This window comes from Proteus penneri (genome assembly GCF_003144535.1).
Taxonomy (GTDB): Bacteria; Pseudomonadota; Gammaproteobacteria; order Enterobacterales; family Enterobacteriaceae; genus Proteus; species Proteus penneri.
The window spans coordinates 138,012-150,951 of record NZ_PHFJ01000003.1 but is presented as its reverse complement, the minus strand read 5'-3'; the positions used below and the strand labels follow the sequence as shown (position 1 = coordinate 150,951).

Genomic DNA, 12,940 nt, shown 5'->3' with positions numbered 1-12,940 from the left:
GCTAAAAAACGGGATGATTATCCCGTTTTTGCGAAGATAAAGAAAATGCTCAGGCGCTAGCGGGTTTTGTTTGTCGCTTTATTTTTGCCAAACTTATCTGATTAGAGAGTAGCGCAATAATAAAGAACACAGCTTGCGTTAGCACAATACAAGGACCTGTTGCTCCATCAATATGGAAACTAATAAATGTTCCTATAACACTAGATGCGACAGAAAATATAATTGCTAACATAATCATGCGTGAAAAACTGCGTGTTAATAAATAGGCAGTGATCCCCGGTGAAATAAGCATTGCGACAACTAAAATAATCCCAACGGCCTGCATTGAAGCAACAATGGTTAATGCCAAAATGGATAGTAAGCCATAGTGCAATAATGTGACAGGTAAGCCAACAATTCTGGCTTGGTTAGGGTCGAAGCAATAAAGCATAAAATCTTTTTGCTTAATAAGCATAATAGTGATGGTGATTACACAGATAATACTAATTTGAGTTAATACATCAGGTGTAATGCCTAAAATATTACCAAATAAAATATGCATTAAATGTTGGTCTGTATCGACACTGGCAAAAATAACCAAACCCACCGCAAACATGCCTGAGAATACAATCCCCATCACTGTATCTTCTTTAATGCGACTGTGATCTTTTAAATAACCGGTGGCAAAAGAGCAAAATAGCCCAGAAAGGAAGGCACCTACTGTTAACGGGATAGCAGTGACATAAGCAAGAACAACGCCAGGTAAAACAGCGTGAGAGATTGCATCTCCCATTAAAGACCAGCCTTTTAATACCATATAACAAGATAAAATAGCGCAGGCGATACCTATGATAATGGCCGCAACAATAGCGCGTTGCATAAAGGGATATTGAAAAGGCTCAATGAAAAATTCCATCAACTCATTCATAGTTTCACCTCTTCTGGTTTTGTTGATCCTTTATGCTGATGAGATTGTGTGATCAACTGTTGTGAACTCTGACGAGCACGACGGCGAGCGGCTAACATACCGTGTTTCGGGGCGAATAAGAAAGCCAACAGAAAGAGTGATGTTTGCATTGTGACAATCACGCCACCTGTTGCACCATTAAAGAAGTAGCTAAGATAAGCGCCTACTGCACTTGTGACTGTGCCAATACAGATAGCAATAATAGCCAGCCGTTTAAATTGATCTGTGAGTAAATAAGCAGTTGCGCCAGGGGTAACTACCATAGCAATGACAAGGATGGCGCCAACAGTTTGAAGAGCCGCAACAGTACAAGCGCTCAAAAGAGTGAAAAAGATAATTTTTAATTTTAATGGTGATAAGCCGATTGATTTTGCATGAACTTCATCAAAAAAAACCACCAGCAAGTCTTTCCAAATACAAAATAAGACGAAAAAAGAAACACCCGTAATAATCACAACTTGCCATACATCTTCATCAGCAATACCTAAGATATTCCCGAGAATGATGGTCTGAACGTTGACGGCTGTTGGTTTAAGCGAAACTAGTAACAGACCAAAGGCAAAAAAAGTGGAGAAAATAAAGCCAATAACGGCATCTTCACGAAGGCGTGTGATATGACGAATAAGTGTCATTGATAATGCCGCGAGCAAACCCGTAAAAAAAGCACCAACTGCATAGGGCAAACCTAATATATAAGCTCCAGCAACACCGGGAACAACTGAGTGGGAAAGGGCATCTCCCATTAACGACCAACCTTTCAAAATAAGATAGGATGAAAGAAACGCACAGACAGCACCGACTAAGGCACTGACCCAAATTGCTTTCACCATATAGTTATATTCAAAAGGTTGTAGGAGTAAATCTAGCATGGCTAATCTCCTTGTTTGCGCTGGCTTTGGTGCGCTGGAGTGTGTTCTTCTTGATGACCATAGAAAACAGCAGCACGTTCATCATCGGTAATAACAGTAAGTGAACGTGGATCGTCATCATCATGAAGATCAGAACCTGAGAGGCTAATGTGACGTAACACACCACCAAATGCGTGTTCTAAGTTTTTCTGTGTAAATGTCGTTTCAGTTGGACCACTATCTAACACCGTTCTATTGATTAAAATAACGTGGTCACAAAATTCAGGTACACTTCCTAAGTTATGCGTTGAAACTAAAACTAAGTGGCCTTCTTCGCGCAAATTGCGTAAAAGCTCGATGATGGCATTTTCTGTTTTAACATCGACACCCGTAAAAGGTTCATCAAGTAATAAAACAGTACCTTCTTGAGCCATTGCTCGTGCTAAGAAAACACGTTTTTTCTGACCACCAGAAAGTTCACCAATTTGGCGATGTCCTAAGCCTGACAAACCAACACGTTCTAATGATGCTTCAACAACTTCATGATCGCGTTTTGAAGGAATACGAAAAAAACCCATTTTTCCATAACGTCCCATCATTACAACATCAGAAACAAGCACAGGAAAATTCCAGTCAACTTCTTCTGTTTGTGGTACATAGGCGATCATATTTTGTTTTAACGCCTGCTGAATCGGGCTGCCGTTTAATGTCACTTTACCTTTAGAGGGCTTTACTAGCCCCATAATGGTTTTAAATAGTGTGGATTTACCACTGCCATTGATGCCCACTAGGGCACAAATAGTGCCACCAGTGATAGAGAAGCTTGCATCAAAAATAGCTGTATGACCGTTGTTGTAAGTTACTGTGGCATTATCAACAGTCAACGTAGGATTAGCTTTTATATTGCTCATTGCCCAAATCCTTTCGCAATTGTATCTACTGTAATAGTAATTAAATCAATATAAGTAGGAACTTCACCACCTTCAGCGGAAAGTGAGTCAACATAAAGAACGCCACCGTATTTTGCGCCAGTTTCTTTGCTGACTTGTTTAGCCGGTTTATCTGAAATTGTACTTTCACTAAAGACAACAGGGATCTTGTGTTCTCTAACGGTATCAATCACATATTTAACCTGTTGTGGTGTGCCTTGTTCTTCTGCATTAATTGGCCATAAATAAACTTCTTTAAAGCCATAATCATTAGTTAAATAACTGAAAGCGCCTTCACTGGTCACTAACCAACGATCTTCTTGTGGGATACGAGACAACCGTTCTCTTAATGGTGCATCAAGCTGTTTAATTTTTTCTGCGTAATTTGCTGCATTTTGATTATAAATTGCTGCATTATCAGGATCGTGTTCAACAAATGCTTTACGAATATTTTCAATATAAATTAATGCGTTATTTGGTGACATCCATGCGTGTGGATTCGGATTATTTTTGTAAGCACCTTCACTAATTGCCATTGGAGTGATGCCTTCAGTTACTACAACCGCAGGAACATTACGTAACTCATTAAAAAAACGTTCGAACCAGCGTTCAAGGTTTAAACCATTCCATAAGATCAAATCAGCTTTTTGGGCTTTTACAATATCTTTTGGGGTAGGCTGATAATCATGAATTTCGGCACCAGGTTTTGTAATTGATTCAACAATCGCTGCATCTCCAGCAACATTCTGTGCGATATCTTGAATAATAGTAAAGGTAGTGACGACTTTAAGTTTATCTTTTGCTTGTGCAGGTGTGGTTAAAAAGACTGTTGCCATAAGGCATAAAGCCGTAAGTGAAAATTTGTTTACAGAGCGAAATATATCCATATTATTATTGCCTTATAGTTGCAGAGGTATTTTCTTAATTGATAATGATTATCAATATCATTTCAAAAAAGTCAAGTTATCTCTGTGTAAAAAGCTTCATTTGATAACGACTAGAAGTAAGATAACAACATGTATTCCAATAAATGTTAAGTAGATTGTCGGGTTTTGTCACAAAAATTAACAATCGTTCGTAACTATTTGTGTAAGAGATGATTTTTATTACGCATAAAAATGCACTTTCTCCCTTATTAATTCAACGTGGGTTATGTCGCTACGATTTTATCGCGATCTCTCAATCTCTTTTTTACATTGCACTAATGCATACCATTTATTCAAAAATAAGTAATGACACGATATAAACTTATTATGGCAGATTCTATTCTGATTAATACATTTGGGAGGCAATCATAGTGAATGGGATAGATTTGAGATAAAACACACGCTAGAAATAGTAATAGATTGATTTATTTCTCGTACTTTGCCATATTTTAGCGTGAATTTTTGTGTGGAAATAGAATAATATATCTCCAACTTGTTGATATATAAACATATCGTTGTACAACCCTTTATGCAAAAGGATAAAACGTGAAAGTAAAAATCATCTTTTCTTTGGCAATTTTGCTTCTTGCTGGTTGTGCTGATAATGCTCATCAACCAATTCAAAAAGACACATCTCGATTTTTAAGTCAAAAGCCGATAAATAGCCGTATTAATAATGCTTCGATCTCCACGGCACAATGGAAAGCAACCCCTTTTGATAATCACATACAGCAAGCCTCTAGCCGTTATAATGTTGATGAAACATTAATTAAAGCGATCATCCAGGTTGAGTCTAACTTTAGACCAGAGGTAATTAGTAAATCAAATGCAGTTGGATTAATGCAAATTAAAGCATCAACAGCAGGAAGAGATGTTTATCAAAATAGAGGAAAAGCGGGGCAACCAACAACAGCTCAATTGAAAGATCCTGCTATTAATATTGATTTAGGTACGGCTTATATTCAATTATTAAGAGAGCGCCACCTTGTTGGTATTGCTGATCCTGAAACACTTTATTACGCCACCATTCTTGCTTATGTGAATGGCGCAGGCGCTTTATTGAGAACATTTGATAAAAATAGAGACAATGCGATAGCTAAAATTAATTCAATGAGTGCGGACGATTTTTATCGTTACGTTGAAAAAAACCATCCGGCAACTCAAGCACCACGTTATTTAGCTAAAGTAAGAGCCGCTTACCATGCAGGGGATAATTAATCTGGCAAATTAGCTGCGGCTTGAGCCTGTTTTAATAAAGCAGGCAAATCTGCAATGATTTCAAGAACACCGTTAATCATAAATTGAACACCCATACAGATTAATAAAAATCCCATTACACGAGAAATAGCATCAATACCACTGTGACCTAAATATTTCATAATGCCGGTGGAGCCACGAAGTGACAGCCAAACAATCACGCTAATTAAAAAGAAGGTCGTTACTGGAGCCACATATAATACCCATTGAGCAATATCAGTACGCGAAGGTATTGATGCTGCGGTACTGATGATCATTGCAATGGTTCCTGGTCCTGCGGTACTTGGCATTGCTAAAGGAACAAAGGCAATATTGGGTTCTTTGGGATTGTGGTGAGGATTATTATCGTCAGAAATAGGATCATCAACATTAGGTGTATTAGGAAATAGCATACTAAAGCCAATAAAGGCCACTATCATCCCTCCAGCAATACGAAGACCGGGTATCGAAATACCAAACGTTGTCATTATGACGCGACCCGCATAAAACGCGATGGTCATAATGAGAAAAATATAGACACATGCCATTAAAGATTGTTGATTACGTTGTTCTTTGGTCATATTTCCTGAAAGACCAAGCCAGAGAGCAACAGTCGTTAATGGATTAGTTAAAGGTAAAAGTAAAATAAGACCAAGGCCAATAGCCTGAAAAAACTGGTAAGCAGAGTGCATGGAATATAAAAGCTCCTATAATAACAGGTAATTAAGGAGTATTTATGATAACAAATTAAACAGCAAAAAGTTATTTTTAAGCATAATAATCTTAATGTTTATTGGTATTTCTTCATTAACCACTCTAAATGTATTTTTACTGAGAGCCAGTCATAATCAGTAATACTATAAACACAGGTATCTCTTTTTTGACCGCCTATTGTTAGTCGGTGGTTACGTAAAATGCCATCGAGTTTTGCACCTAAGCGTTCAATCGCTCTGCGACTTGTTTGGTTTAATATGTGAGTACGAAATTCAACAGCAATACACTGTAACTCTTCTAGCGCATATTTAAGTAATAGGTATTTAGCTTCAGTGTTAATTCCTGTTCTTTGTACTTCTTTTGCATACCACGTTGAGCCTATTTCTAACCTTGGTGTTTGGTTATCGATATTCATAAAGGTTGTTATGCCAACCACACGGTTATTAGTTTTAGAAATAATGGTAAAAGGCAACATTAACCCTTTTTGTTGTAATTGAAGTTTATGCTCAATATCTCGTTGTAACTCTATTACTGAAGGAACAGTGGTATACCAAAGTTCATCTGGCCTATCTTTTTTAATTAGTTCATAGAGTTCTGAGTAATGTTCCATACTTAGGGGGACTAAACGCACAAGTTTTCCTTCCAGTGTTGTCCACTCTGTTATCTTTTTTATCATAAATATTCTCTGGGGTTATCAATAGGAGTGTTTTTAATATATAACAAAATTATGAATTGATATGATTATTTTAAATGTTATTAAAAATAGGCAAATTCAGAATAATGAGAATCAGAGAAAAAAGAGTGTGAGTGATTCTTTCTCAACAGAGAATGACTGCCTCACTACAGGTGAGCTAGCATAATGCGTGCTAATCTATAACTCAGTAATCAAGGTATCACTGTAAATTAAAATAGATTGGTAAAAAAATGACAGATTTAATTGAATGGGATGATTTTCTACGTGTAGAAATGAGAGTGGGAACAATTATCAGCGCAAAAATAAATGAGAAAGCTAATAAACCTGCTTATATTATGGAAGTCGATTTGGGCGAATTAGGCATAAAGCGCTCAAGTGCTCAAATTACGGTAAATTACACTCCTGAAGAGCTTGTGGGACGTCGTGTTTTGTGTGTATGTAATTTCCCTGTTAAACGCATTGCAGGTATAAAATCTGAAGTCTTAATTACAGGGGCACCAGATGAAACGGGAGCAATTGTATTGGCTGAGTTTAACTTGCCTTTACCAAATGGTTCACGTCTAGCATAAATAAGTATCTTTATCTGGCACTCTTAAATAGTGATGTTCTGCTGAGTTTTGATATAGTAATTATTCAATAGTAGGATGGATATAAAGGAGTGTCTTTTGTTATTACCTCAATTGCATTTGCGCTGTTATACACAAGAGACGGTATCTCATCATCATGATAATTTATGGCAGATTATTTTCGGGCTTTCAGGTTCAATGGAAGTTAATTTTAATCGAGAAAATTTTCTGATTTCTAATCAAAACTGTTTGGTTATCCCCCCAACGATTCATCATGCCTTTTCAGGCAATATAGATAATAAAAATCTTATCCTAGAACTTCCTGCAACTTCGCAATGGCAATTAAGTGAGAAAGGTGGACAATTTGCGTTATCACCGGCTGCCATTAGTTTATTAGAGTGGATACATCAATATCCTCAACTTCCAGATCAATATTCAACCATAACACGGCTTTTACTTGCCCAAATGAAAATACAAAAAGGTTGGCGCGATAGTTTGGATGCTTGGTTAGCGAATAAATTACATATACCATTAACAACACATGATATCGCTTTCGCTTTTAATACATCAGCGAGTACACTACAACGAAAAATGAAAGCAGAGGTTGGGGTGTCTGTGATGCAATATGTTACTCAACAGCGGCTTAGCAAAGCCGCTGAATTATTAAAATACACACCACTAAATATTGAAAATATTGCTTTAGCAGTAGGATATGACTCGCATTCTGCATTTAGTCAGGCATTTCGCCAATACTTTAATAAAAGTCCTACTGAGTATAGACAGGATTAAGCGATTATCCCACTTTATTTCCTACTGAATAAATTCGTGGACATAATTTATCGAAGGCAAGCGTGAATAAATAAGTATAGATAAAGAAGAAGATTAATATAGTTATTTCCATACTTATTGCTTTGATAAAACCTACATTATACCACCACATATAAAGTGGAATGGTAAAGAAAAATAAACCTAATTCAAAACTTATTGCATGGATTAGTCGTACTATGACAGTCCGTTTTTTTATTGTTAATTTTAACTCAATTAATTCAAAGAAAGAATTAAAAATATAATTCCAAATCAAAGCAATAACAGAAACCGCAATTGCAACAGGGAGTGAATTATGTGATTGACTTTGGCTTAATATGGTCAGTAAAACAGTGCTTAATAAAATCGCGAGAGTTTCAAAAGTAATAGCGTAAACTAATTTACGAGGGCGGGGTTTTAGATAAAACATGTATATTCCTTTTATAATAAAAGTCTGGACCGCCCCAGAATAAGTTTTTTTAAAGCCGCGGTTTCCGCTTATTTATTATGGTAGACAAATTAAATAAAAATTTCTATCTCTCTGTGTATTAAAAATAAACGTTAAAATTACCTATGAGATAAAGCTATAAATCTTTGCTGTCTGTGATAAAATTCCCCCCGAGTTACGATAAGGCTCAGCGATATTATAGATATTTACTTGATAAGTAAGTGTTCATCTCTATGTGCAAACCTCGCGAGGTAAAGTGAGAAAATTGTCGTAACGTACTGAATACATACGAAATAAAAAGCTTACAAGTGATCTTGCGTATGGGTCACCACTGTAAATAAGGATTTTAAATGCCAATTATTACTCTTTCTGACGGAAGCCAACGTCAATTTGAAAATGCAGTTTCTGTCATGGATGTCGCTGCAGATATCGGCCCAGGACTTGCGAAAGCATGTATTGCTGGCCGTGTTAATGGTGAGCTAGTGGATGCTTGTGAATTAATCGAACATGATGCAAATCTGGCGATTATCACCGCAAAAGATGATGAAGGTCTTGAAATTATTCGTCACTCTTGTGCCCACTTATTGGGACATGCAATTAAACAATTATGGCCACAAACCAAAATGGCGATTGGTCCTGTTATCGAAAATGGTTTCTACTACGATGTGGATTTAGACCATTCTCTCACACAGGAAGATTTAGAAACTCTAGAAAAACGCATGCTAGAGTTGGCGAAAACAGATTATGACGTTATTAAAAAACGCGTAAGCTGGGCTGAAGCTCGTGAAACTTTTGTTTCTCGTGGTGAAGACTATAAAGTTGCTATTCTTGACGAAAATATTAGCCAAGATTCTCAACCTGGTCTTTATCATCACCAAGAATATGTTGATATGTGCCGTGGACCACATGTTCCAAACATGCGTTTCTGCCATAACTTTAAGTTACAGAAAATCGCAGGTGCATATTGGCGTGGTAACAGCGATAATAAAATGTTACAACGCATTTATGGTACAGCTTGGGCTGATAAAAAACAGTTAAAAGCTTACTTAGATCGCTTAGAAGAAGCTGCAAAACGTGACCACCGTAAAATTGGTAAACAGCTTGACTTATATCATATGCAAGAAGAAGCACCAGGTATGGCTTTCTGGCATAATGATGGTTGGACTATTTTCCGTGAGTTAGAAACATTTGTACGTTGTAAATTAAAAGAATATGATTACCAAGAAGTAAAAGGTCCATTTATGATGGATCGTGTTCTTTGGGAAAAAACAGGTCACTGGGAAAACTACAAAGAAAATATGTTCACAACATCGTCAGAGAATCGTGAATATTGTATCAAACCAATGAACTGCCCAGGTCATGTACAAATCTTCAAACAAGGTTTACGTTCTTACCGCGATTTGCCATTACGTATGGCTGAATTTGGTAGTTGCCATCGTAATGAACCATCAGGTGCATTACATGGTTTAATGCGTGTTCGTGGCTTTACACAAGACGATGCGCATATCTTCTGTACAGAAGAACAAATTTTAAGTGAAGTAAATGACTGCATCAAATTGATTTATGATGTATATTCTACTTTTGGATTTGAAAAAATTGTTGTTAAGCTGTCTACTCGCCCAGAAAAACGTATCGGTGAAGATGCATTATGGGATATTGCTGAAGCAGACTTAGCAAAAGCCTTAACTGATAACAATATTGAATTTGAATATCAGCCAGGCGAAGGGGCGTTTTATGGCCCTAAAATTGAATTTACACTTTACGATTGTTTAGATCGTGCATGGCAGTGTGGTACAGTACAATTAGACTTCTCACTACCAGGTCGTTTAGGCGCGTCTTATGTTGCCGAAAACAACGAGCGTAAAGTACCTGTTATGTTACACCGAGCAGTGCTAGGATCCTTAGAACGTTTTATTGGTATTCTGACCGAAGAATACGCAGGATTCTTCCCAACTTGGTTAGCACCACAGCAGGTTGTCGTGATGAATATCACGGATGGACAGGCTGATTATGTACAAAAACTCGTCAAAGAATTGCAAGATGCCGGAATTCGTGCAAAAGCAGACTTGAGAAATGAGAAGATTGGCTTTAAAATTCGTGAACATACTTTACGTCGTGTTCCGTACATGCTTGTCTGTGGAGATAAAGAAGTTGAATCAGGCAAAGTGGCGGTTCGTACTCGTCGAGGAAAAGACCTTGGCAGTATCGACGTTAACGAATTTAAAGAAAAGCTTCTGCAAGAAATTAGAAGCAGAAGTCTTCATCAGTTGGAGGAATAAGGTATTAAAGGCGGAAAAAGAATTCAATCAACGCGTCAGAATCGCATCAATGGTGAGATTCGCGCTCATGAAGTTCGTTTAACAGGTTTAGATGGCGAACAGATTGGAGTTGTTAGTCTGAAAGAGGCTCTTGAGAAAGCCGAGGAAGCAGGTGCTGATTTAGTTGAAATTAGTCCTAATGCCGAGCCGCCAGTTTGTCGTATTATGGACTACGGCAAATTCCTCTATGAGAAAAGTAAGACTCTCAAAGAACAGAAAAAGAAACAAAAAGTTATTCAGGTTAAGGAAGTTAAATTCCGTCCTGGTACAGATGAAGGCGACTATCAGGTCAAACTACGCAACCTGATTCGTTTTCTTGAAGATGGCGATAAAGCCAAAGTCACACTGCGTTTCCGCGGTCGTGAAATGGCACACCAACAAATCGGTATGGAGATGCTTAACCGTATCCGTGAAGATTTGGATGAACTGGCTGCAGTTGAATCTTTCCCTAATAAGATTGAAGGGCGTCAGATGATCATGGTGTTAGCGCCGAAGAAGAAATAGTCGGGCAATTCAAGTAATAGCGTCAGCCTGAATGGCTGATTGCTATTCGCCTCATTATTTTATGTTATTAACAATGCGAAGTGGATTATAGAAATGCCAAAGATTAAAACAGTACGCGGCGCAGCTAAGCGCTTTAAAAAAACTGCTGGTGGTGGCTTTAAGCGTAAACATGCTAACCTCCGTCACATTCTGACTAAAAAATCAACTAAGCGTAAACGTCATTTACGTCCAAAAGGCATGGTCTCTAAAGGAGATTTAGGTCTGGTCGTAGCTTGCTTACCATACGCATAAGTATCATTTTTTTAACAGAATATAGACATTTAGGAGTTTAATATGGCTCGTGCTAAACGTGGTGTTATCGCCCGTGCTCGTCACAAGAAAATTTTAAAGCAAGCTAAAGGTTATTACGGTGCACGTTCACGTGTATATCGTGTAGCTTTCCAGGCTGTAATCAAAGCTGGTCAATATGCGTACCGTGACCGTCGTCAGAAAAAACGTCAGTTCCGTCAGCTGTGGATCGCGCGTATCAACGCAGCAGCTCGTCAGAACGGTATGTCTTATAGCCGTTTCATCAATGGTCTGAAAAAAGCATCCATTGAAATCGACCGTAAGATTCTGGCTGACATCGCTGTATTCGACAAAGTAGCATTCGCTGCTTTAGTTGAAAAAGCGAAAGGTGCTCTGGCTTAATTATTATTAAGCAATGGAAGAGGGAGTTTTCTCCCTCTTTTATTTTGTCTAAATTTGTGGCTTAATGATATAAATTCAATAAGTTAATATTTAAGAGACATTATCAATGTTAAATATCGCTTTTTTCCGTTTCTTTTTTTACTTTAGCGCCTAATTCAAGGGGGCTTTTGCGCGTAAGAAAAGAAACGAAAAGTAGCGCCTGAGCCTCCAATATGGAGGCTTTTTTGTTTTCAGATCTCAATACTGGGTTAGAAACCAAAAAGGCAATTTTATTCGTCATCATTGATAACAACTAATAGACCTCACAGGTCAAAGGAAGAGGAAACGATGCCACATCTCGCTGAACTCGTTGCTCAAGCTAAAGCAGCTATCGAAGAGGCACAGGATGTTGCTGCGCTGGATTCGGTTCGTGTTGAATACTTGGGGAAAAAAGGTCATTTAACGCTTCAGATGTCCACGCTGCGCGACTTACCCGCGGAAGATCGTCCAGCTGCAGGGGCTGTCATTAATCAGGCTAAACAAGAGGTTCAGCAAGCGCTGAATACTCGTAAAGACCATCTTGAATCAGCATTATTAAACGAACGTTTGTCTGCTGAGAAAATCGATGTATCTTTGCCCGGTCGCCGCATTGAAAACGGTGGTCTACACCCAGTAACTCGTACAATTGAACGTATTGAAACTTTCTTTGGCGAATTAGGGTTTTCTGTAGAATCTGGTCCTGAAATCGAAGATGATTATCATAACTTTGATGCGTTGAATATTCCTGCACATCACCCAGCAAGAGCCGACCACGATACTTTTTGGTTTGATGCTAAACGTTTATTACGTACACAAACGTCGGGTGTACAAATTCGTACTATGCAAGATAAACAGCCACCTATTCGTATCATCGCACCAGGTCGCGTATATCGTAATGACTACGATCAGACTCACACACCAATGTTTCACCAAATTGAAGGCTTAATTGTTGATAAAGACATTAGCTTTACCAATTTAAAAGGAACACTACACGATTTCCTGAAAAACTTTTTTGAAGAAGATATGGAAATTCGTTTCCGTCCTTCTTATTTCCCATTCACAGAGCCTTCTGCAGAAGTCGATGTCATGGGTAAGAATGGTAAATGGTTAGAAGTATTGGGTTGCGGTATGGTTCACCCAAATGTATTACGTAATGTAGGTATCGATCCTGAAGTGTATTCTGGTTTTGCATTCGGTATGGGTATGGAACGCTTGACCATGTTACGTTACGGTGTCACCGACTTGCGCTCATTCTTCGAAAACGATCTTCGTTTCCTCAAACAGTTTAAATAAGGTGGG

Annotated in this window: 16 protein-coding genes and 1 other annotated feature; of the genes, 9 read left to right on the top strand and 7 right to left on the bottom strand. The window is 38.0% G+C overall.

Annotated elements, in window-relative coordinates; all coding sequences use genetic code 11:
• Window positions 1-49 precede the first annotated feature (49 nt).
• The 4 genes from CUB63_RS05530 to CUB63_RS05515 are packed head-to-tail and all read right to left on the bottom strand — an operon-like array spanning window position 50 to window position 3,559.
• Complete coding sequence (locus CUB63_RS05530; RefSeq protein ID WP_006537131.1) at window positions 50-907, bottom strand: metal ABC transporter permease; 858 nt, start codon at window positions 905-907, stop codon at window positions 50-52.
• Window positions 904-1,815, bottom strand: a complete 912-nt coding sequence (locus tag CUB63_RS05525; RefSeq protein ID WP_072062589.1) for a metal ABC transporter permease — start codon at window positions 1,813-1,815, stop codon at window positions 904-906. Before CUB63_RS05525 ends, CUB63_RS05530 begins: the two co-directional genes overlap by 4 nt.
• A gap of 2 nt (window positions 1,816-1,817) precedes the next feature.
• The gene (locus CUB63_RS05520; protein ID WP_006537128.1) at window positions 1,818-2,705 is read right to left on the bottom strand and encodes a manganese/iron ABC transporter ATP-binding protein; all 888 of its coding nucleotides are present in this window, start codon (window positions 2,703-2,705) and stop codon (window positions 1,818-1,820) included.
• Window positions 2,702-3,559, bottom strand: a complete 858-nt coding sequence (locus tag CUB63_RS05515) for a metal ABC transporter substrate-binding protein (protein WP_229096578.1) — start codon at window positions 3,557-3,559, stop codon at window positions 2,702-2,704. Before CUB63_RS05515 ends, CUB63_RS05520 begins: the two co-directional genes overlap by 4 nt.
• A 636-nt stretch (window positions 3,560-4,195) precedes the next feature.
• Here CUB63_RS05515 and CUB63_RS05510 point away from each other — a divergent pair.
• On the top strand, window positions 4,196-4,867 hold the full coding sequence (locus CUB63_RS05510; protein WP_109847629.1) for a transglycosylase SLT domain-containing protein: 672 nt from the start codon (window positions 4,196-4,198) through the stop codon (window positions 4,865-4,867).
• Here CUB63_RS05510 and CUB63_RS05505 read toward each other — a convergent pair.
• Window positions 4,864-5,577, bottom strand: coding sequence for a MarC family NAAT transporter (locus tag CUB63_RS05505; RefSeq protein WP_072062586.1), 714 nt, complete (start codon window positions 5,575-5,577; stop codon window positions 4,864-4,866). The two genes, CUB63_RS05510 and CUB63_RS05505, sit on opposite strands and share 4 nt — an antisense overlap.
• A gap of 98 nt (window positions 5,578-5,675) precedes the next feature.
• Window positions 5,676-6,272, bottom strand: a complete 597-nt coding sequence (locus tag CUB63_RS05500) for a GNAT family N-acetyltransferase (protein ID WP_109847712.1) — start codon at window positions 6,270-6,272, stop codon at window positions 5,676-5,678.
• A 251-nt stretch (window positions 6,273-6,523) separates the two neighbouring features.
• Here CUB63_RS05500 and CUB63_RS05495 point away from each other — a divergent pair, with 251 nt between their 5' ends.
• Both CUB63_RS05495 and CUB63_RS05490 read left to right on the top strand, forming a co-directional pair.
• On the top strand, window positions 6,524-6,862 hold the full coding sequence (locus tag CUB63_RS05495; RefSeq protein WP_006537121.1) for a tRNA-binding protein: 339 nt from the start codon (window positions 6,524-6,526) through the stop codon (window positions 6,860-6,862).
• 96 nt (window positions 6,863-6,958) lie between these two features.
• The gene (locus CUB63_RS05490; protein ID WP_109847628.1) at window positions 6,959-7,648 is read left to right on the top strand and encodes a helix-turn-helix transcriptional regulator; all 690 of its coding nucleotides are present in this window, start codon (window positions 6,959-6,961) and stop codon (window positions 7,646-7,648) included.
• Between the two features lie 4 nt (window positions 7,649-7,652).
• Here the strand turns inward: CUB63_RS05490 and CUB63_RS05485 are convergent, their stop codons facing one another.
• Complete coding sequence (locus tag CUB63_RS05485; RefSeq protein ID WP_006537118.1) at window positions 7,653-8,093, bottom strand: PACE efflux transporter; 441 nt, start codon at window positions 8,091-8,093, stop codon at window positions 7,653-7,655.
• Between the two features lie 368 nt (window positions 8,094-8,461).
• Between CUB63_RS05485 and thrS the strand changes: the two genes are divergently transcribed.
• The 6 genes from thrS to pheS all read left to right on the top strand — a co-directional run bounded on the left by thrS (window position 8,462) and on the right by pheS (window position 12,934).
• Window positions 8,462-10,390, top strand: coding sequence for a threonine--tRNA ligase (gene thrS / locus CUB63_RS05480; RefSeq protein ID WP_109847627.1), 1,929 nt, complete (start codon window positions 8,462-8,464; stop codon window positions 10,388-10,390).
• Window positions 10,391-10,393: 3 nt separating this feature from the next.
• Complete coding sequence (gene infC / locus CUB63_RS05475; protein WP_036937410.1) at window positions 10,394-10,933, top strand: translation initiation factor IF-3; 540 nt, start codon at window positions 10,394-10,396, stop codon at window positions 10,931-10,933.
• A 93-nt stretch (window positions 10,934-11,026) separates the two neighbouring features.
• Window positions 11,027-11,224, top strand: a complete 198-nt coding sequence (gene rpmI / locus CUB63_RS05470; RefSeq protein WP_004263702.1) for a 50S ribosomal protein L35 — start codon at window positions 11,027-11,029, stop codon at window positions 11,222-11,224.
• A gap of 42 nt (window positions 11,225-11,266) precedes the next feature.
• On the top strand, window positions 11,267-11,623 hold the full coding sequence (gene rplT, locus CUB63_RS05465) for a 50S ribosomal protein L20 (protein WP_006537111.1): 357 nt from the start codon (window positions 11,267-11,269) through the stop codon (window positions 11,621-11,623).
• A gap of 105 nt (window positions 11,624-11,728) precedes the next feature.
• Window positions 11,729-11,852, top strand: a sequence feature (Phe leader region).
• A complete protein-coding gene (gene pheM / locus CUB63_RS17960) occupies window positions 11,730-11,777 on the top strand; it encodes a pheST operon leader peptide PheM (RefSeq protein WP_120655563.1) in 48 nt (15 codons plus the stop codon). Its footprint overlaps the feature before it by 48 nt.
• A 98-nt stretch (window positions 11,853-11,950) precedes the next feature.
• A complete protein-coding gene (gene pheS, locus CUB63_RS05460) occupies window positions 11,951-12,934 on the top strand; it encodes a phenylalanine--tRNA ligase subunit alpha (RefSeq protein WP_006537109.1) in 984 nt (327 codons plus the stop codon).
• Window positions 12,935-12,940: the final 6 nt, after the last annotated feature.

Bases quoted from the DNA above. Each gene is read 5' to 3' on its own strand.
- CUB63_RS05515 (WP_229096578.1), bottom strand. From the start codon at position 3,559: ATGGCAACAGTCTTTTTAACCACACCTGCACAAGCAAAAGATAAACTT.
- CUB63_RS05525 (WP_072062589.1), bottom strand. From the start codon at position 1,815: ATGCTAGATTTACTCCTACAACCTTTTGAATATAACTATATGGTGAAA.
- thrS (WP_109847627.1), top strand. From the start codon at position 8,462: ATGCCAATTATTACTCTTTCTGACGGAAGCCAACGTCAATTTGAAAAT.
- CUB63_RS05505 (WP_072062586.1), bottom strand. From the start codon at position 5,577: ATGCACTCTGCTTACCAGTTTTTTCAGGCTATTGGCCTTGGTCTTATT.
- pheS (WP_006537109.1), top strand. From the start codon at position 11,951: ATGCCACATCTCGCTGAACTCGTTGCTCAAGCTAAAGCAGCTATCGAA.
- rplT (WP_006537111.1), top strand. From the start codon at position 11,267: ATGGCTCGTGCTAAACGTGGTGTTATCGCCCGTGCTCGTCACAAGAAA.
- rpmI (WP_004263702.1), top strand. From the start codon at position 11,027: ATGCCAAAGATTAAAACAGTACGCGGCGCAGCTAAGCGCTTTAAAAAA.
- CUB63_RS05520 (WP_006537128.1), bottom strand. From the start codon at position 2,705: ATGAGCAATATAAAAGCTAATCCTACGTTGACTGTTGATAATGCCACA.
- CUB63_RS05495 (WP_006537121.1), top strand. From the start codon at position 6,524: ATGACAGATTTAATTGAATGGGATGATTTTCTACGTGTAGAAATGAGA.
- CUB63_RS05485 (WP_006537118.1), bottom strand. From the start codon at position 8,093: ATGTTTTATCTAAAACCCCGCCCTCGTAAATTAGTTTACGCTATTACT.
- CUB63_RS05530 (WP_006537131.1), bottom strand. From the start codon at position 907: ATGAATGAGTTGATGGAATTTTTCATTGAGCCTTTTCAATATCCCTTT.